This window comes from Nocardia sp. NPDC001965, from assembly GCF_053594175.1.
Genome location: NZ_JBSFDZ010000017.1, coordinates 80,309 through 97,708 on the forward strand (window position 1 = coordinate 80,309; position 17,400 = coordinate 97,708).

At 67.1% G+C, this 17,400-nt stretch carries 22 protein-coding genes; 6 read left to right on the forward strand and 16 right to left on the reverse strand.

Going from position 1 to position 17,400, the window contains the following annotated elements; translation table 11 throughout:
• Nucleotides 1-204: 204 nt before the first annotated feature.
• Nucleotides 205-1,941, reverse strand: a complete 1,737-nt coding sequence (locus ACWCPQ_RS22795; protein WP_449902040.1) for an ABC transporter ATP-binding protein — start codon at nt 1,939-1,941, stop codon at nt 205-207.
• Complete coding sequence (locus ACWCPQ_RS22800; protein WP_449902044.1) at nt 1,938-3,791, reverse strand: ABC transporter ATP-binding protein; 1,854 nt, start codon at nt 3,789-3,791, stop codon at nt 1,938-1,940. Before ACWCPQ_RS22800 ends, ACWCPQ_RS22795 begins: the two co-directional genes overlap by 4 nt.
• Nucleotides 3,792-3,954: 163 nt before the next feature.
• Between ACWCPQ_RS22800 and ACWCPQ_RS22805 the strand changes: the two genes are divergently transcribed.
• The 3 genes from ACWCPQ_RS22805 (at nt 3,955) to ACWCPQ_RS22815 (ending at nt 6,469) form a co-directional block, all read left to right on the forward strand.
• On the forward strand, nt 3,955-4,662 hold the full coding sequence (locus tag ACWCPQ_RS22805) for a siderophore-interacting protein (RefSeq protein ID WP_449902046.1): 708 nt from the start codon (nt 3,955-3,957) through the stop codon (nt 4,660-4,662).
• Nucleotides 4,663-4,725: 63 nt separating this feature from the next.
• Nucleotides 4,726-5,667: an RluA family pseudouridine synthase gene (locus ACWCPQ_RS22810; RefSeq protein WP_449902049.1), complete on the forward strand. Its 942-nt coding sequence runs from the start codon at nt 4,726-4,728 to the stop codon at nt 5,665-5,667.
• A gap of 55 nt (nt 5,668-5,722) precedes the next feature.
• Nucleotides 5,723-6,469: a CPBP family intramembrane glutamic endopeptidase gene (locus ACWCPQ_RS22815; RefSeq protein ID WP_449902051.1), complete on the forward strand. Its 747-nt coding sequence runs from the start codon at nt 5,723-5,725 to the stop codon at nt 6,467-6,469.
• 12 nt (nt 6,470-6,481) lie between these two features.
• Here ACWCPQ_RS22815 and ACWCPQ_RS22820 read toward each other — a convergent pair whose 3' ends face one another.
• From ACWCPQ_RS22820 to ACWCPQ_RS22830, 3 genes are all read right to left on the reverse strand, one after another.
• On the reverse strand, nt 6,482-7,069 hold the full coding sequence (locus ACWCPQ_RS22820) for a hypothetical protein (protein ID WP_449902052.1): 588 nt from the start codon (nt 7,067-7,069) through the stop codon (nt 6,482-6,484).
• A 246-nt stretch (nt 7,070-7,315) separates the two neighbouring features.
• Nucleotides 7,316-7,786, reverse strand: coding sequence for an NUDIX domain-containing protein (locus tag ACWCPQ_RS22825; protein WP_449902055.1), 471 nt, complete (start codon nt 7,784-7,786; stop codon nt 7,316-7,318).
• Nucleotides 7,787-7,801: 15 nt separating this feature from the next.
• Nucleotides 7,802-8,929, reverse strand: a complete 1,128-nt coding sequence (locus ACWCPQ_RS22830; protein ID WP_449902057.1) for an oxidoreductase — start codon at nt 8,927-8,929, stop codon at nt 7,802-7,804.
• Between the two features lie 117 nt (nt 8,930-9,046).
• On the opposite strand from ACWCPQ_RS22830, the gene ACWCPQ_RS22835 reads away from it, so the two are divergent.
• Nucleotides 9,047-9,370 carry a winged helix-turn-helix transcriptional regulator gene (locus tag ACWCPQ_RS22835; protein ID WP_449902059.1) on the forward strand — a complete coding sequence of 108 codons (324 nt, stop codon included), beginning with the start codon at nt 9,047-9,049 and terminating at the stop codon, nt 9,368-9,370.
• Nucleotides 9,371-9,858: 488 nt separating this feature from the next.
• Here ACWCPQ_RS22835 and rpsQ read toward each other — a convergent pair whose 3' ends face one another.
• From rpsQ to rpsJ, 11 genes are read right to left on the reverse strand one after another with little or no spacing between them, the layout of a single operon-like run.
• Entirely contained in the window at nt 9,859-10,131 is a 273-nt protein-coding gene (gene rpsQ / locus ACWCPQ_RS22840) for a 30S ribosomal protein S17 (protein ID WP_449902062.1), read from the reverse strand.
• A complete protein-coding gene (gene rpmC, locus ACWCPQ_RS22845; protein WP_449902064.1) occupies nt 10,128-10,367 on the reverse strand; it encodes a 50S ribosomal protein L29 in 240 nt (79 codons plus the stop codon). Before rpmC ends, rpsQ begins: the two co-directional genes overlap by 4 nt.
• On the reverse strand, nt 10,367-10,783 hold the full coding sequence (gene rplP / locus ACWCPQ_RS22850; RefSeq protein WP_449902066.1) for a 50S ribosomal protein L16: 417 nt from the start codon (nt 10,781-10,783) through the stop codon (nt 10,367-10,369). The genes rpmC and rplP overlap by 1 nt, the downstream gene beginning before the upstream one ends.
• A gap of 3 nt (nt 10,784-10,786) precedes the next feature.
• The gene (gene rpsC / locus ACWCPQ_RS22855) at nt 10,787-11,584 is read right to left on the reverse strand and encodes a 30S ribosomal protein S3 (protein ID WP_062999054.1); all 798 of its coding nucleotides are present in this window, start codon (nt 11,582-11,584) and stop codon (nt 10,787-10,789) included.
• Complete coding sequence (gene rplV, locus ACWCPQ_RS22860) at nt 11,585-11,983, reverse strand: 50S ribosomal protein L22 (RefSeq protein ID WP_030522694.1); 399 nt, start codon at nt 11,981-11,983, stop codon at nt 11,585-11,587.
• Nucleotides 11,980-12,261 (reverse strand): 30S ribosomal protein S19, encoded by a 282-nt coding sequence (gene rpsS / locus ACWCPQ_RS22865; protein ID WP_030522695.1) that lies wholly within the window; start codon nt 12,259-12,261, stop codon nt 11,980-11,982. The genes rplV and rpsS overlap by 4 nt, the downstream gene beginning before the upstream one ends.
• A 14-nt stretch (nt 12,262-12,275) precedes the next feature.
• A complete protein-coding gene (gene rplB, locus ACWCPQ_RS22870) occupies nt 12,276-13,112 on the reverse strand; it encodes a 50S ribosomal protein L2 (RefSeq protein ID WP_063035577.1) in 837 nt (278 codons plus the stop codon).
• A 33-nt stretch (nt 13,113-13,145) separates the two neighbouring features.
• A complete protein-coding gene (gene rplW / locus ACWCPQ_RS22875; RefSeq protein ID WP_019045018.1) occupies nt 13,146-13,451 on the reverse strand; it encodes a 50S ribosomal protein L23 in 306 nt (101 codons plus the stop codon).
• Nucleotides 13,448-14,137, reverse strand: a complete 690-nt coding sequence (rplD, locus tag ACWCPQ_RS22880) for a 50S ribosomal protein L4 (protein WP_449902069.1) — start codon at nt 14,135-14,137, stop codon at nt 13,448-13,450. Before rplD ends, rplW begins: the two co-directional genes overlap by 4 nt.
• Complete coding sequence (gene rplC, locus ACWCPQ_RS22885) at nt 14,134-14,799, reverse strand: 50S ribosomal protein L3 (RefSeq protein ID WP_449902071.1); 666 nt, start codon at nt 14,797-14,799, stop codon at nt 14,134-14,136. The genes rplD and rplC overlap by 4 nt, the downstream gene beginning before the upstream one ends.
• 14 nt (nt 14,800-14,813) lie before the next feature.
• On the reverse strand, nt 14,814-15,119 hold the full coding sequence (gene rpsJ / locus ACWCPQ_RS22890; RefSeq protein WP_003938093.1) for a 30S ribosomal protein S10: 306 nt from the start codon (nt 15,117-15,119) through the stop codon (nt 14,814-14,816).
• A gap of 535 nt (nt 15,120-15,654) precedes the next feature.
• Between rpsJ and ACWCPQ_RS22895 the strand changes: the two genes are divergently transcribed.
• Together ACWCPQ_RS22895 and ACWCPQ_RS22900 are read left to right on the forward strand one after the other, a co-directional pair.
• Nucleotides 15,655-16,134, forward strand: coding sequence for a hotdog fold domain-containing protein (locus tag ACWCPQ_RS22895; protein WP_449902074.1), 480 nt, complete (start codon nt 15,655-15,657; stop codon nt 16,132-16,134).
• 70 nt (nt 16,135-16,204) lie between these two features.
• Nucleotides 16,205-17,398, forward strand: a complete 1,194-nt coding sequence (locus ACWCPQ_RS22900) for a lycopene cyclase family protein (protein WP_449902076.1) — start codon at nt 16,205-16,207, stop codon at nt 17,396-17,398.
• Nucleotides 17,399-17,400 lie beyond the last annotated feature (2 nt).

A 17,400-nucleotide genomic window follows, 5' to 3' on the forward strand; every position in this document is an offset into this window, starting at 1 on the left:
CCTTCACTGCTCGGTACGGCCACCGCCGAACCACCACTGTCACGCCTGAGCTTAGGCTCACCTTACATTGCGAGAGTGCGATTCTCCATACCGGATGCCCACCCAATGGAAAGAATTGCTTAGGCTAAGCTGACACACCTGGTCGCGGGCTCGACCGGAGACACACCCGCGGCCCCGCTCTCTCCCTGGATACTCCGGAATCGCTTATCCGACAGTCTGTTCCAATCGCCAGCCGCCGGCCCGGGACCGCTCGTTCCAGAAATCGGCGTAGCGGCCGCCGAGCTCCAGGAGTTCGGCGTGGGTCCCGCGTTCGACTATCCGGCCGGCGTCGAGGAACAGGATCTGATCAGCGTGCGCGATGGTCGCCAGCCGATGCGCCACGACGATCACCGTCTTACCTCTGGTGAGCTCGTGGATACCGCGCACCACCGAGGCCTCGCTGTGCGGATCCAGCGCGCTGGTCGCCTCGTCCAGCAGAACGATCGGCGCGTCCTTGAGCAGCGCCCGGGCAATCGAAACCCGTTGCCGTTCACCACCGGACAGCAATGATCCGCCCTCACCCACGGTGGATTCGTAACCCTCCGGCAGCCGGTCCGCGATCTCGTCCACCCGAGCCGCCTCGGCAGCCCGCCGTACCTCCTCATCGGTGGCGTCGAGTCGCCCGATGCGGATGTTCTCGGCCACCGACCGGTTGAACAGGTAGACGTTCTGGAATACCGGTGACACCTGGTCCAGCAGTACCGCCGACGGCTGATCCCGCACATCGTGCCCGCTCACGGTCACCCGGCCGGAGTCCACGTCGTAGAAACGCGCCGCCAGCCGCAGCAGCGTGGTCTTTCCCGCACCACTCGGGCCGACCACCGCGGTGGTGGTTCCCGGCGGCACCCGAAAGGTGAGACCCGAGAGCACCGCCGCGCCGGAGCGGTAGGAGAAGCCGACATCGTCGAATTCCACCCCCGGCGCCCCGGGCGTGACCGGCTCCGTCGCCTCCGGCAGTGTCGGTTCGTTCAACAACTCGGTCAGCCGATCGACAGCAGCCGCCGCACCGCGCAGTCCGTTGCCCAGCTGCGCCGCCAGATTGAGCGGTTCGATGAACCGCGCGCTGACCGCGATGAGCGCGATCGCCGCCGGTACCGAGAGGGATCCACCGGTCACCCGGCTCACCACGACATAGGCGAGGACCAGGAACACCGCCTGGACACAGAGCGAGAAGACCATGAGGCCGGGGACCGACGCGAACAGCACCCGGGTCGACGCCGATTTCTGCTCGGCCAGTGCGGAATCGAGGGCCCGGTTCCCCGCGCCGACCGCACCCAGCGACCGCAGCACCGGCTGGGCCTGGGCGAATTCCACCACCCGCGCATCGGCTTCGGCCGCGGCGGCGTGCGCCCGTGCGTCCGCGGCCGCGTACGACCGGGCCGCGAGATTGTTCACCACGAGCAGCACCGGGGCCGACAGCAGCATGGCCAGCGAGATACGCCAGTCCACGAACACCATGCCCACCGCGACGCCCAGCGGCACCACGACGCTGTTGAGCACCTTGGCCATCAGATAGGCCAGCGCCTGCTGGATTTCGCGGACATTTTCGACCGCCAGCCGCGAGAGGGGTCCGGCGCCGTGGGTTTCGAACCAGCCCAGCGGGAGCGCGTTGAGATGGTCGCCGATACGGGTCTGCAGACCGCGCTGCATTCCGACCGCGATACGCAGCCCGAAAATCGTCTGCAGATAACCGGATACGGCCGCCACACCGACCGCGACCAGCATCAACAGCGCCCAGAACCACGCGCGCGGCAGATCGTCACCGAACAGCGCCTCGAGTACCGGTACCAGCAGCAGATACGCCAGGGCCTGGCTCGATGCCTGGGCGAGAATCGCGGCGAGCAGTTTCGGGGTGAGCGGCGAGAATTCGGCGGGTATCAGCGCGAGCAATTTCTTGATCATCGGATATCCCCGCTGTCCACCGTCGCGACCGCGCCCACGGCGGCCTCGTTGATCTCCCACAGCCGCTGGTACATGCCACCCGCGGTCTTCAACTGCGCGTGCTCGCCCTGTTCCACCAGGGCACCGTTGTCCAGCACCAGGATCCGGTCGACCCCGACGATGGTGTGCAACCGGTGCGCGATCACCAGTACGGTGCGCCCGGCGACCAACCGGGCCAGCGCGTCCTGCACCGCGGCCTCCGATTCCGGGTCGGCGAAGGCCGTCGCCTCGTCCAGGACGAGTACCGGGGTGTCGGCCAGCAGCGCCCGGGCGATCGACAGCCGCTGCGCTTCACCGCCGGACAGGATCGCGTCCACCCCGATCTCGGAGTCGTACCCGCGAGGCAGGGCGGTGATGCGGTCGTGGATCTGTGCCGCCCGCGCGGCGATCTCCAGCGCCGCGTCGTCCGCGCTGGGCCGGGCCAGCAACAAGTTGTCGCGGAGGGAACCGCGGATCAGCCGGACATCCTGAAAGACGAACCCGACCGTGCGATACAGCTCGTCGCTGCCGAAATCGCGGATATCACGGCCGCCGATGGTGATCCGGCCGGAATCGACGTCGTAGAAGCGGGGCAGCAGTTTCGCCAAGGTGGACTTACCCGAACCGCTGGGTCCCACCAGCGCGGTCAGCGTGCCGGGACGCATCTCCAGGTCGATATCGCGCAACACCTGGTGATCGTCGCGGTATCCGAAGGTCACCCCTTCGAACCGGACGAGACCGGGTACGCCACTGTCGTTCTCCGCCACCGGCTCCGGGGCACCGGCCTGTAATTCCGGGGCCTGGTGCAGGTCGTACAACCGCATCGCCGCCGCCCCGGCCGCGCGCAATGCCTCCCCGCCGTAACCCAGCCCGAGCAGCGAACTTCCCAGACCGAGTCCGACCAGCAGGAACGGCAGCAGATCCAGCGGCTGCGCCCAGTCCAGACCCACCGCGCCCAGACCGGCCGCCACGATCACGATCATGACGAAGACCGGGGTCAGCGCGATATCGGCGATCGCCTGCAACCGGATCATGGGCGTCTTCCATCGGGTGAAGGCTGCGGTCTGCCCGTCCACTGCGGCCTGGAACTCGTGGTGGGCCTTACCGGCCTGGCCGAAGGCCCGCACCACCTGGATGCCGTCCACGAATTCGATGGTGGCCGCCTGCACGCGGCGCTCCCAGCGGTTGTACACCGCGATCCGGTCCCGGCTGGTCTGATCGAGCATCCGGCTCAGCGCGATCCCGTAGGCCAGCAACGGGATCAGCAGTACGAGCGTGAGCCGCCAGTCCACGGTGAACAGGTAGACCAGCGTCACCACCGGAACCACGACGCCGCCGACGAAGTCCAGCCGGGCATGGGCCACCAGATAGTGCAGGGCCTCGACATCGTCCTGCAGGTACTTCTTCACATCCCCCGATGTGCGTTCGCCGAACCAACCCAGCGGCACCCGGGTGAGTTTATCGGCCAGCGACCGGCGGACAGCCAGCTGGAAGCCGCCGTCCACGTGATGTGACCACGTCAGCGCGACCGCCTGGAGCACGCCGCGGGCGATCAGCACTGTCACCGCCGTCCACAGCAGCATCCAGACACGGTCGGTATCGGCCCGGCCGGCCAGCAGTTCCCGACATGCCTCCACGATCAGCACGAACGGTACGACATTGAGCACCGAGGCCACCGCGACGAGCGCGCTCGCCGCCGTGAGTACCCCGTTGACCGGCGCCAGGATCTCCTTGCGCGCCTGCGCTTCCCGTTGTTTCTGCGCCTTCTGTTGTGCGCGCGGGGGCCGATTCCCCGTTTCCACCGCCGTCGGCGGCGCGGCCTCCACCGTCATATCCCTCGCCTTTCGGCCGATGTGCTGAATTCGCGACTCATCTTCACATAGCAACCACCAAAAAGATAGGTAAGGCTAAGTTGGCAATCCCCGGCCTTCGGCCTGCTCCGACCCACCCGGCGAAACACTGACCCGCCGGGGAACTTAGGTTAAGCTAACCTGCATGGGAAGAGGCAGCGATGGCGTAATCATGAAGGTATGGCGGGCCGACGACTACCGGCTGACGGTCACCTCCACCGAGCGGATCACCGATAAGTACATCCGCATCGGATTCACCGCCGGCGGTCTGCTGGCCGACCACCCGGTGCACCCCACCCAGTTCATCCGGCTGTGGATCCCCGACGCCGATACCGACAAACTGCACCACCGCGGTTACACCCTGATCGATCAGGACCCCGACAACGACCACTTCCACATCGAATTCGCCGTGCACAGCGGACCGGCCAGCCAGTGGGCCGAACGCGCCCGAGTCGGTGACGTGATCGAAACCTCCGTACTCGGCTCCAGATTCGAACTGCCCGCGACCGCCCCCGGCGAGTACCTGGTCTTCGGCGATTCCGCCTCGTTGCCCGCGATCAACACCCTGCTCGAATCCATCGGCGACGTCCCGGCCCGGGTCTGGCTGGAATGGCAGTACGAATCCGATACCGGACTGCCCGTCCGCAACAAACCGCACCACGAGGTCACCTGGATCCAGCGCATCGACGACGGCCGCGGTATGCGCGAACAAGCCGAACAACTGACCGTCGCCGCGGACGCGTTCGCCTGGGTCGCCTGCGACACCGCCAGCACCCGGTCCATCGTGAAAAGCCTGCGGACCACCCACGCACTGCCGAAAACCCAGATCAAGGCGCAGGGCTACTGGAAGTAACCGTCGTCACCCGGCGCGGGCGGGCCGGATGCCGTCCACGCCGCGCGGACTATGCTCCGATCGATGAGGAGAAGGCAGCAGCCTCCGCTGCCGAAACGGTTCGGGCTGGACCCGGCCCGGTTGCGGCTACCCGAGGAAGGCGACTGGGCGACCGTCCGCGATCACCTGGTCCACCGGTTGCCCCGGGTCGAACCCGCGCGGATCGACGAAATGCTGCGCGCGGGTGAAATCGTCGACCTCGACGGACCGCTCGCACCGGACGCTCCTTACATCCCCGGTGGCGCGGTCTGGTTCCATCGCGATCTGCCCGACGAGAAGCCGGTGCCCTTCGACCTGCCCATCGTCTATCGCGACGACACCATCCTGGTCGTCGACAAACCACATTTCCTGGCCACCATTCCGCGCGGTAGCCATATTCTGCAGACCGCACTGGTCCGGTTGCGGCGCGAACTCGACCTGCCCGACCTGATCCCGGCGCACCGCCTCGACCGCGCCACCGCCGGTCTGGTCCTGTTCGTCGTCGACCCGGCCCGCCGCGGCGCGTACCAGACCCTGTTCCAGCGGCAGCTGGTGCGAAAAGAGTACGAGGCCGTCGCCGGATACCGCAGCGGGCTGATCTTCCCGCTCTCGTTGGAGAGCCGCATCATCAAGGAGAAGCACGTCCTGGCCGCCCAGGAGGTGCCCGGCACACCCAACGCGCGCACCCGGGTCGAACTACTCGAGCGGCGCGGCGATATAGCCCGCTACCGGCTTTATCCCGCGACCGGTCGCACCCATCAGTTGCGCCTGCACATGAACTCACTGGGGATCCCCATCCTCGGCGACGATTTCTACCCCGTGATCACCGACAAGTCCGTCGACGATTTCACCCGCCCGCTACAGCTGCTCGCCGCCACCCTCGCCTTCACCGATCCGGTGACCGGCGAGAACAGGCGCTTCGACAGCACTCGCGACCTCCATGCCTGGACCGACCCGCGGGGCTGGGCCGGGGCCGACGCCCCCTGAGCACCGTTCCGGTACGCACAGCGGGCACATATCGGCCATCCGTACACTGGGCCGAATGCTCTACCCGGTCACCGAGGAAACAGCTGCCGCTCCGCGCCCGCGCCTCCACGCCTACGCCGATGTGGCGGTCGTCGTGGTCGTGCTCACCTGCACCAATCTGATCGCCCATTTCACCACCGCGTGGGCGAACATCGTGAGCGTGCCGGTCGCCGCGCTGGTACTGCTGGGCATCATGCGCCGACGTGGTCTGCACTGGTCGGAGCTGGGCCTGTCGCCCCGCCATTGGCGGACCGGGACCAAATACGCACTCGCCGCGGTGGGGGTGGTACTGGCAGCGGTGATCATCGGGGCCGCGCTACCACTGACCCGTCCGTTCTTCCTGGCCGACCGCTACGCCACCATCTCCGGCGCGCTCATCGCCTCGATGATCGTGATCCCGTTGCAGACCGTGATCCCCGAAGAACTCGCGTTCCGCGGGGTCCTGCACGGGACCCTCGATCGGGCGTGGGGCGCCCGGGGCGTGTTCGCGGCCGGATCACTGCTGTTCGGACTCTGGCATATCGCTTCGTCCCTGGGACTCACCGCAGGGAACCGCGGTCTGTCCGAGCTGATCGGCGGCGGTCCGCTCGGCCGGATCGCCGGTGTGCTGATCGCCGTCGTCGCCACCGCGGCCGCCGCCGTCGTGTTCACCTGGCTGCGCCACCGCAGCGGCAGCCTGCTGGCACCCATCGCCCTGCACTGGGCGGTCAACGGGGCCGGTGCTCTCACCGCGGCACTGCTCTGGCATACGACGCTGGCATGAGCACGCCGGGCCTCAGCAGTGTTCGCAGATCCCGGTGGCCGGCAACTGGATGAAGCAGCTGGAACACACCACGGTGCGCACCCCGGGATCCGATTTGGCCGCGGCCTGCTTGGTGACGGCCGCGGCCTGCCGGGCGCTGCCACCCCGGATCAGCGGCGGCGTTCCCCCGTCGGCCGGGACATCCGCGCCGTAGGCCGCGTAGCAGGCCCACCGGGCGTAGGCCGCATGGGTCTCGATATCGGCCGGGATCGGCAACGCGGCCAGTTCGAGCACATATTTGTAGCTGTCGCCGACCTTGAGGTTGCGTTTGACGCACAGCGCCGTCAGCGGCGGCTCGCCGGCATTGTGGCAGCGGCGTGCCACCTTGCGCAGGATCGCGTCCATCCAGGTGCGGGTCGGGGCGTCGGTACGCACCCCCGACATCTCTTGCACCCGATCGGCCAATTCCTGCACGGTGACGTAGTACCCGTACTCTGTCGCGGTCTCGCCCAGCACCTCGTAGGCGGCCATCGCCCAGGCCACCGCGGCATCGCGGAAGGTAACCGCTGTGCCGTCCTCGATCTGCCAGGCCCCCGAAATCGTTGTCGCAGCGTCCCTCATAGCTCGTACACCGTAGCCCCGAGGCCCCCCGGTTCGTCAACCGCCCTCCCCTATATCACATTTCGGCACCCGGATACGACATCCGTCACAGGCAGGACGCACCGGGTATGCCATGCCGGTCTCAGCGAAAACTTCCGTGCCGCATCGGGTACCCGTGGTCGTCGAGCGGCGCCCAGCGACCGGTCTCGACGCTGTAGTCGCGTGCCGGCAGGTAGACGATCCCGAGATTCCGCCCGCCACCGTTCACTACTGCCGCGTTCCCGTCACGGGCTCACCCCGTTCGAGATACATTCCCGATCCCTGCCGCCGGGCCGCCAGCGCCCACCGCAGCCGGCGCCCGAGCCGCGGCACAACCAGGCTGTCCAACCGATCCGCCGCGACCCATTCCCACCGGTCGAGTTCCGCGGCCTGCAATACGATGCCCCGATCGTCGAGTTGCCCGCATTCGAACACATACAGCACCTTGTCCCCCTCGCCCGGATTCGGCGCCCAGTCGTGCACCAGCAGGAGCCCGGGCGAACAGTCGATGCCGAGTTCTTCGGCGACCTCCCGCCGACAGGCCACCGACGGCGATTCGCCGGGCTCCACATATCCGCCCGGCAGATCCCAGCCGATGCCGTAGGTCTTGTGCACCAGCAGTACCGCCACACCGCCCGCGCACGGCCGCGCGAACAGCGCGCCCGCCGCCAGCCGTGCCTGCGCGAACTCCGCTCCCATCGCCTGTTGGACCTCCTATCGGAGCACGCGCCGCCCGCTGTGCGCACGCTCCCAGGATGCCTGCCCGGCGAGCGTCACCTCGGGATCGAGCATCGCGCGATCGAATGCGGCCGGCCGGGTTCCGGCTGCGATCACCCGCGGCCAATCCGGATTCGCGAGCGCCCCACGCCCGAGCGCCACCAGGTCTGCGTGCCCTTCCTCGAGCACCGTCCGCGCGAGATCAGGAATATGCATACCGCCGTTGGCGATCACTGGGAGCCCGGTGACTGTCCTGGCCAGCCGAGTGATCGTCTCGCCGGTGTCGAGGACGGCGGTGTCGTACCAGTCCCGCCCCTCGCTGGCGAGATGCAGGTAGTCGATGCCCGCCCCGCCGACCGCGCGGAAGATCGTCTCGGCTTCGGCGGCGCCGGCCCACCGATAGCCGAAGTCGTTCACCTTGGTCTGGGAGAGCCGCAAGCCCACCGGGAACTCCGGCCCCACTGCCGCCCGTACCGCCCCGACCACCTCGACCGCGAACCGCACCCGCCCGGCCGGATCGCCGCCGTACTCGTCTTCGCGGCGATTCGTGTATTCGGTGAGGAACTGGTCGACGAGATACCCGTTCGCGCCGTGGATCTCCACCGCGTCGAACCCGGCCGCCCGGGCCCGCACCGCCGCCGCGGCGAATCCACCCTGGATCCGCCGGATATCCGCCCGGTCGGCCGCCGCGGGTAACGCGAAGGGGCCCGCACCACCGTACGAGGGCATCTTGGCCCCCTTGGGCAGCACGGCCGAGGGCGCGATACTCCGGTCACTGTGACGATTGCCCTGGAGGAGCGCCCCGGCATGCATCAGCTGCAGCGCGATCGTCCCGCCCTCGGCGTGGACCGCGTCGGTGACCGCCCGCCATGCGTCGATCTGACGTGCGGTCACGATGGCGGGCTGATCGGGGTATGCCTGACTGAACTCCTCGTCGATATATGTCCCCTCGGCGGTGATCAGCCCGAACCCACCCGCGGCGAACCGCGCGTAGTACTCGGCCATAGCGGCCGTGGGCACGCCGTCACCGGCCGTGCTGACCCGCGACATGGGAGCCACCGCTGCACGGTTGGGCAGCCGCAGCGTGCCGATACGCACCTCGGACAGAACAGGATGGATGGTCACGGGAACTCCTCGCACTCACCGGAAACTTCTCGGGAACAGATTCCGTGTTACGAACTCTTCGAACAAGTACGGTCTTTTCTGTGCTGTAGGCACATTTTGTATACCCATGGAGGTCACATGCACGACGAGGTACCGGATTACTGCACCGTCGAAGCGGCTATGGAAGTAGTCGGCGGCAAATGGAAGATGGCCATCGTCAACCATCTCTTCGACGGCACCCTGCGCTTCGGCGAACTCCGCCGCGCCATGCCTTCGGTCACCCAGCGCATGCTCACCCGCCAGCTCCGCGAGCTGGAAGCAGACGGACTGATCCGGCGAACGGTGTACGCGGAGGTGCCGCCGAAGGTGGAGTACGACCTCACCGAGCTCGGCGCGAGCCTGCAGCCGGTCGCGAGGTTGCTCGAATTGTGGGGCGAGCGATATCGGCGAGAAGCAGTGTGACCGTGCCCGGCTCGCCCGCCCTGCGCTCGGTCCCGCGAAACCACCCTGAGCCCGGACAGTGGGCGAACCCGCAGGGATCGGCTACCTCCGGCCGGCCCGATCGGCACCCCGAGCCCATAGCACCACTCCTCCGGCGGGCGCACTCGACGAAACGGGCCGAGTGCGATCGGTGCCGGTACTCCGGGGCGATGAAACGCTGTACCACAATCCGATGTGCCCTTCCGTAGCGCACCCCTACCTTCGGCACCATGCGTTCACCGGCCCTCATAGCCCTGGTCTGCGCAGCCGTGCGAACCCGAAGGACGTTCCGGGACTCGAAGGGTTGGTCACGGTCGTCCCGGCTGCCCACCCCGACGACAGATAGCAGTTCGCGCTCGGATCGCTGCTCGAACGAGCCCACCACCGGACGAACCCGGAACGACGAAGGCCCGCCTCCCGAACCGGGAAGCGGGCCTTACGTTTACGACCTTCGCAGCCGAAGAGCGACCTTACTTGGCCTTCTCCAGGACCTCGACCAGCCGCCACCGCTTGGTGGCCGACGTGGGCCGGGTCTCCATCAGCTGCACGCGATCGCCGACACCGGCGGTCTCGTTCTCGTCGTGCGCCTTCACCTTGGAGGTGGTGCGAATGATCTTGCCGTACAGCGGATGCCGGTGACGGTCCTCCAGCTCGACGACGATCGTCTTCTGCATCTTGTCGGAGACAACGTAGCCGGTCCGCACCTTGCGGGTACTGCGCTGCTCCTCCACCTTGTCACTCATGCCGCATCTCCCTTGTCAGCGGGGGCAGTGGTCAAACCGAGCTCGCGCTCACGCATGACCGTGTAGATACGCGCGATCTCGTGACGCACCACACGCAGCCGGCGATTGTTGGTCAGCTGACCGGTCGCCATCTGGAAGCGCAGGTTGAACAGCTCTTCCTTCGATTCGCGCAGACGGGAGACGAGCTCCTCTTCGGTCAGCTCGCGGAGCTCTGCGGCAGGGGTACCGGTTGCCATCAGAACTGCTCCTCCCTCGTCACGATCCTGCACTTCATGGGGAGCTTGTGCATCGCGCGGCGCAGGGCCTCACGAGCGATCTCCTCGTTCGGGAAACTCATCTCGAACATCACGCGACCGGGCTTGACGTTCGCGACCCACCACTCCGGCGAACCCTTACCGGAACCCATGCGGGTTTCGGCCGGCTTCTTGGTGAGCGGGCGATCCGGGTAGATGTTGATCCAGATCTTGCCGCCACGCTTGATGTGGCGGGTCATCGCGATACGCGCCGACTCGATCTGCCGGTTGGTCACGTAGGCCGGCTCCAGCGCCTGGATGCCGAACTCGCCGAACGACACCGAGGTGCCGCCCTTCGCCATACCGGAACGACCGGGATGATGCTGCTTGCGGAACTTGACCTTGCGGGGCATCAGCATTGGTCAGCCCTCCTGCTTTTCTGCCGGGGGCTCGGCCACCGCGGTAGCGGCGCGCCCGGCCTCGGTGCTGGTCGCAGTGGTGCCGGAGGAACCGGAACGACGCGGACGGTTCGGGCGCTCCCGGCGCGGGCGATCCCCGGCCGGCGCGCTCGGGGCAGCCAGCTCACGCTTGCCACCGACGATATCGCCCTTGTAGATCCAGACCTTGACACCGATACGACCGAAGGTGGTCTTGGCCTCGTACAGGCCGTAATCGATATCGGCACGCAGGGTGTGCAGCGGGACGCGGCCTTCACGGTAGAACTCCGAGCGCGACATCTCGGCGCCACCGAGGCGGCCCGAGCACTGCACGCGGATGCCCTTGACGTTCGGCGAACGCATGGCCGACTGGATGGCCTTACGCATCGCGCGACGGAAGGCCACCCGGTTGGACAGCTGCTCGGCCACACCCTGGGCGACCAGCTGCGCATCCGATTCGGGGTTCTTGACCTCGAGGATGTTCAGCTGGACCTGCTTCTTGGTGAGCTTCTCCAGCTCGGCGCGGATCCGGTCGGCCTCGGCGCCGCGGCGGCCGATCACGATGCCCGGACGCGCGGTGTGGATATCGACGCGGACCCGGTCACGGGTGCGCTCGATCTCCACCTTGGAGATGCCGGCACGTTCCATACCGGTGCTCAGCAGCTTGCGGATGGCGACGTCTTCCTTGACGTAGTCCGCGTACTGCTTGTCGGCGTACCAACGGGACTTCCAGTCGGTGGTGATACCGAGGCGGAAGCCGTGGGGGTTGATCTTCTGTCCCATTTACTTTGCCCCTCCCTTCCGGCGGCCACGAGTGCCACCGGCGGTGGGGACGCTCTCGACCTCGATGGTGATGTGGCTGGTGCGCTTGCGGATCCGGAACGCCCGGCCCTGGGCGCGCGGCTGGAACCGCTTCATGGTCGCGCCCTCGTCGACATACGCCGTCGAGATGACCAGGGTGTCGGGGTTGAGGCCGAGATTGTTCTCGGCGTTCGCCGCGGCACTGGCCACGACCTTGGCGACCGGTTCGCTGGCGGCCTGCGGGGCGAACCGCAGCAGGTCGAGCGCGTCGGAGACGCGCTTACCGCGGACCAGGTCCACCACTCGGCGGGCCTTCATCGGGGTCACGCGCACGTGCTTGGCGGTCGCGCGCGCAGTCGGATTCTGAGTTTCTGTGCTCATCGCCGCTTGCTCTTCCGATCTTCCTTGACGTGGCTGCGGAACGTCCTCGTCGGCGCGAACTCACCGAGCTTGTGCCCGACCATGTTCTCCGAGACGAACACCGGCACGTGCTTGCGACCGTCGTGGACGGCGAAGGTGTGGCCGATGAAATCGGGGGTGATGGTCGAACGACGCGACCAGGTCTTGATGACCTGCTTGGTGCCCTTGTCGTTCTGCACGTCCACCTTCGCCTGGAGGTGGTCGTCGACGAACGGGCCCTTCTTGAGGCTGCGTGGCATTTCTTACCTCCTCCTTAGCGCTTCTTGCCGGTGCGACGGCGACGGACGATGAGCTTGTCGCTCGGACGGTTCGGCTTACGGGTACGGCCTTCCGGCTGACCCCAGGGCGAGACCGGGTGACGACCACCGGAGGTCTTGCCCTCACCACCACCGTGCGGGTGGTCGACCGGGTTCATGACGACACCACGGACCGTGGGACGACGTCCCTTCCAGCGCATACGGCCGGCCTTGCCCCAGTTGATGTTCGACTGTTCGGCATTGCCGACCTCGCCGACGGTGGCGCGGCAGCGCACGTCGACGCGGCGGATCTCACCGGAGGGCATGCGCAGCGTGGCGTAGGGGCCTTCCTTGCCCAGCAGCTGGATGCTGGCACCGGCCGAGCGGGCCATCTTGGCCCCGCCGCCCGGACGCAGCTCCACCGCGTGGATGGTGGTACCGGTCGGGATATTGCGCAGCGGCAGGTTGTTGCCGGGCTTGATATCCGCGGTCGGACCGGACTCGATCTTCGTGCCCTGCGCGATGCCCTTGGGCGCGATGATGTAGCGCTTCTCGCCGTCCAGGTAGTGCAGCAGCGCGATATTGGCGGTGCGGTTGGGGTCGTACTCGATATGAGCGACCTTGGCCGGCACGCCGTCCTTGTCCAGCCGGCGGAAATCGATCAGCCGGTAGGCGCGCTTGTGACCGCCACCGCGATGCCGGGTGGTGATGCGGCCGTGGCCGTTACGGCCACCGCTCTTGGTCAGCGGGCGGATGAGCGACTTCTCGGGGGTCGACCGGGTGATCTCGGCGAAGTCCGAGACGGACGACCCGCGGCGGCCCGGGGTAGTCGGCTTGTACTTACGGATTGCCATGAGTTCTTCTCTACTTTCTGGATTCCCCGCCGCTTACGCGACCGGGCCTCCGAAGATCTCGATGGGCTTGCTGTCGGCCGAGATGGTCACGAGCGCGCGCTTGGTGTCCTTGCGCTTGCCGTAACCGAAGCGGGTCCGCTTGCGCTTGCCCTGACGGTTGGCGGTGTTGACGCTGGTGACCTTCACCCCGAAGACCTTCTCGACCGCGATCTTGATCTGGGTCTTGTTGGAGTCCGGGTGGACCAGGAAGGTGTAGGTGCCTTCCTCGATCAGGCCGTAGGACTTCTCCGAGATGACCGGCGCCAGCAGGATGTCGCGCGGATCGGCGATGGTGCTCACTTGCTCTCCTCCTGTGCAGCCTCAGCCGGGCCGTGCACGAAGGCGTTGAGCGCCTCGACGCTGAAAACGACTTCGTCGCTGTCCAGCACGTCGTAGGTGTTCAGCTGGTCCGGTGCGATGGTGTGCACGTATTCCAGGTTGCGGGCACTCTTCCAGGCGGCGATATCGTCGCGGCCGACGACCAGGAGGAACTTCTTGCGATCCGAGATCTCGGACAGGAAGGTCTTCGCGGTCTTGGTCGAGGGGTCCTGGCCCGCGACGAGTTCGCTGATCACGTGGATCCGCTCGTTACGCGCCCGATCCGACAGCGCACCACGCAGGGCGGCCTGGATCATCTTCTTGGGGGTGCGCTGGCTGTAGTCGCGCGGCTTGGGGCCGTGCACGATGCCGCCACCGGCGAACTGCGGCGCGCGGGTCGAACCCTGGCGGGCGCGGCCGGTGCCCTTCTGCCGGTATGGCTTCTTACCACCACCGCGGACTTCACCGCGGGTCTTGGTGGAATGTGTGCCCTGGCGGGCGGCGGCCTGCTGGGCCACGACCACCTGGTGCATCAGCGCGATATTGGCGGTCACGTCGAAGATCTCCGCGGGGAGATCGACGGTGCCGTTGGTCTTACCGCCCAGTTCCTTCACCGGCAGGGTGAGGTTTGCGGACTTCTTCTCCGTATTCACAGCGGAGCTGCTCATGCGTGCGCACCACCCTTCACGGCGCTCTTGACGATCACGACGCCGCCCTTGCGACCCGGGATCGCTCCCTTGATCAGCAGCAGGCCGTTCTCGGCGTCCACCTTGTGAACCGACAGGTTCTGCGTGGTGACACGGTCGTTACCCATCCGGCCCGACATGCGCATGCCCTTGAACACACGGCCGGGGGTGGCGCAGCCACCGATGGAACCCGGGCGGCGGTGCACGGCCTGCGCACCGTGGGAGGCGCCCTGGCCCTTGAAGCCGTGACGCTTCATGGTGCCGGCGAAGCCCTTGCCCTTGCTGGTACCGGTCACATCGACGTAGGTGCCCTCTTCGAAGGCCTCCGCCGAGATCTCCTGGCCGACCTCGAAAGTCGAGGCGTCGGCGATCCGGATCTCCGCGACGTGCCGGCGCGGGGTGACACCGGCCTTGGCGAACTGGCCGGACTCCGGCTTGTTCACCTTGCGGGGGTCGATGGCACCGAAGGCGACCTGAACGGCGCTGTAGCCGTCGCGCTCGACAGTGCGGATCTGGGTGACCACATTCGGTCCGGCCTTGACGACGGTGACCGGGACGACCCGGTTCTTGTCGTCGAACACCTGGGTCATGCCCAGTTTGGTGCCCAGGATGCCGGCCGCGGGCCTGCTCTTGTTGTCAGTCATAGCTCGAGTCCCCGTCACTGGATATTGACGTCGACGCTGGCCGGCAGGTCGATGCGCATGAGCGCGTCCACCGTCTTCGGCGTCGGGTCGAGGATGTCGATAAGCCGCTTGTGCGTACGCATCTCGAAGTGCTCGCGCGAGTCCTTGTACTTGTGCGGCGAACGGATGACGCAGTACACGTTCTTCTCGGTCGGCAACGGCACCGGCCCGACGACCCGGGCCCCGGTGCGGGTCACCGTCTCGACGATCTTGCGCGCAGACGCGTCGATCGCCTCGTGGTCGTAGGCCTTGAGCCTGATGCGGATCTTCTGTCCCGCCACGCTAAGTGTCCTTTTCTCCGCTTTCGTCCGTGATCCGGATACCGGCTAGGGCGTCCGTACCACCTTCATTTGCACAGCCCGAACACACGATGACGTCCCGTCCTGGGCGGATCAGGCCCGGAGGAGGCAGCCTGCGTAACCACGCAGGGCCCCGACCAGGATGAATCCGGCGCAGTGGAGACCACGACCAGGGGTCAACCCAGTCCGTGCCGCTGTTCATCTGTCATGGTTCTCCGGTCCACGCGGTCGGGCGTGTCGCCCCGCCGCTCATTCCTCGGCCCCGGAAGAAAACTTCGTCATGGCCTTCGGAACTATGTCCCGGACGTACCCACATCGGTGAACGATGAGGTACTCGCTGGTTTTGCTCACCCCGCCCGGCCTGGTCGTTTCACGGAAACAACCGCCACCCGGGGCAAGGCAACCCGAACAGTATGCACGAGCCCCCCGAGGCGTTTCAAATCGGGGTCGGCCGAGTTCCGGCACTGCGGCAACCATACCGCGCCACCGCTATCTTACCGATGAGTAAGATAGCGGTATGACGAACGAGACCGGTACCTACCGCGGCTGGCGAAAACTGCCCGACAACCCCTTCGGCCACGGCCTGTTCTCCCTGTCGATGGTGGCGCGGGTCCCGTACTTCGCCACGGTGCTGCCCCGGGTGGTCCGCCTCGAACCGGGCATCTGCGAGGTGAAAGCGCCGAAATGGTTCGGCGTGCACAACCATCTCGGCACCTTCCACGCCATCGCCGCCTGCAACCTCGCCGAGATCGCCATGGGCATGCTGAGCGAGGCGACGGTACCCACCACCCATCGCTGGATCCCCAAGGCGATGCAGGTCCAGTACCTGACGAAGGCCACCACCGGCCTGCGAGCCGTGGCCGAACTACCGGAGATCCCGGATTTCACCACCATCACCGAAGGACAGGATCTCACCGTCCCCGTCTCGATCTACGACAAAACCGGCGGAGAAGTAGTCCACGCCGACATCACCACCTGGGTCACCCCCAAATCCTGACCCCGCCGCCCCATCTGGTAGGACCCACCCCCTATTGCTCTCCCCCGCCGTACCCCGTTGAATGCACTACATGGCAGACAGCGCGGTCGGTGAGTTCGATATCTGTGTGGTCGGGCTGGGCCCGTCCGGGCGTGCGCTCGCCCACCGGGCTACCGTTGCCGGTTTGCGTGTCGCCGCGGTGGACCCCCGCCCCGACCGCCTGTGGCCGCCGACCTTCTCCTGCTGGATCGACGAACTCCCGGACTGGTTGCCGCACAGTGTGATCGCGAGCCGGATCCCCGCTCCGGTCGTCTGGACGACCGGAAAGATCGAGATCGAACGCCCCTACTGTGTGCTGTCGAAGCCGCTGCTCCGCGATGCGTTGCCGTTGGACGACGCCCGGGTCTACGCGGGCCGGGCGATCCGGGTGGCGGCGCGCGAGGTCGAGCTCGCCGACGGGACGCTGATACGTGCCGCGGTGGTGGTGGATTCGCGCGGTATGCCCACCCTCGGCGACCGCCGGGCGGCCAGTGCGCACGGCATCTTCGTGAACGCCGAAACCGCGGCGCCGATGGTCGGCGAGGGTGAGGGTCTGCTATTGGACTGGCGGCCGGAGAACGGCGCCGGACCCGATGAGCCGCCATCGTTCCTGTACGCGGTACCGCTCGGTGACGGCACGGTGATCTTCGAGGAGACCAGCCTCGGGCTGCGCGGCGGTATGCCCCAGCACGAACTCCGCAAACGCACCCTCACGCGGCTGGCCGCGCACGGTATCGAACTGACCGGTGAAGAGCCCAGCGAGGCCGCGCACTATCCACTGGACACCCCGCCGCCGAAGAACGGGGTCGGCCGGGTGGTGCCCTATGGTTCGCGGGGCGGAATGATGCACCCGTGCACCGGTTACAGTGTCGCCGATTCGTTCGCGCTGGCAGATACCGCGGTCACCGCGATTCTGGCCGGGTCGGATCCGATCGCCGCACTGTGGCCGTGGCAGGCCCGTCTCACCTACTGGATGCGGATGCGCGGACTGTGGGGGCTCGGCCGGCTGACCACCGAACAGTCGATCGCCATGTTCGATTCCTTCTTCTCGGCCTCACCGCGCGGGCAGCGCGCACTGCTGTCGGCCCACGACGACTACGCGGTGCTGGGCGCGGTGCTGTTCAACACCGTCTCCCGTACCTGGCCGTTCCGCTGGCGCTACGACCTCGTCGGCTGGACCAACCGCGACCGCTGGGTCGGTTACCCGTTCGCGCCGGCTACTTCCGAGACCGGATCCCGGAAGTAGCC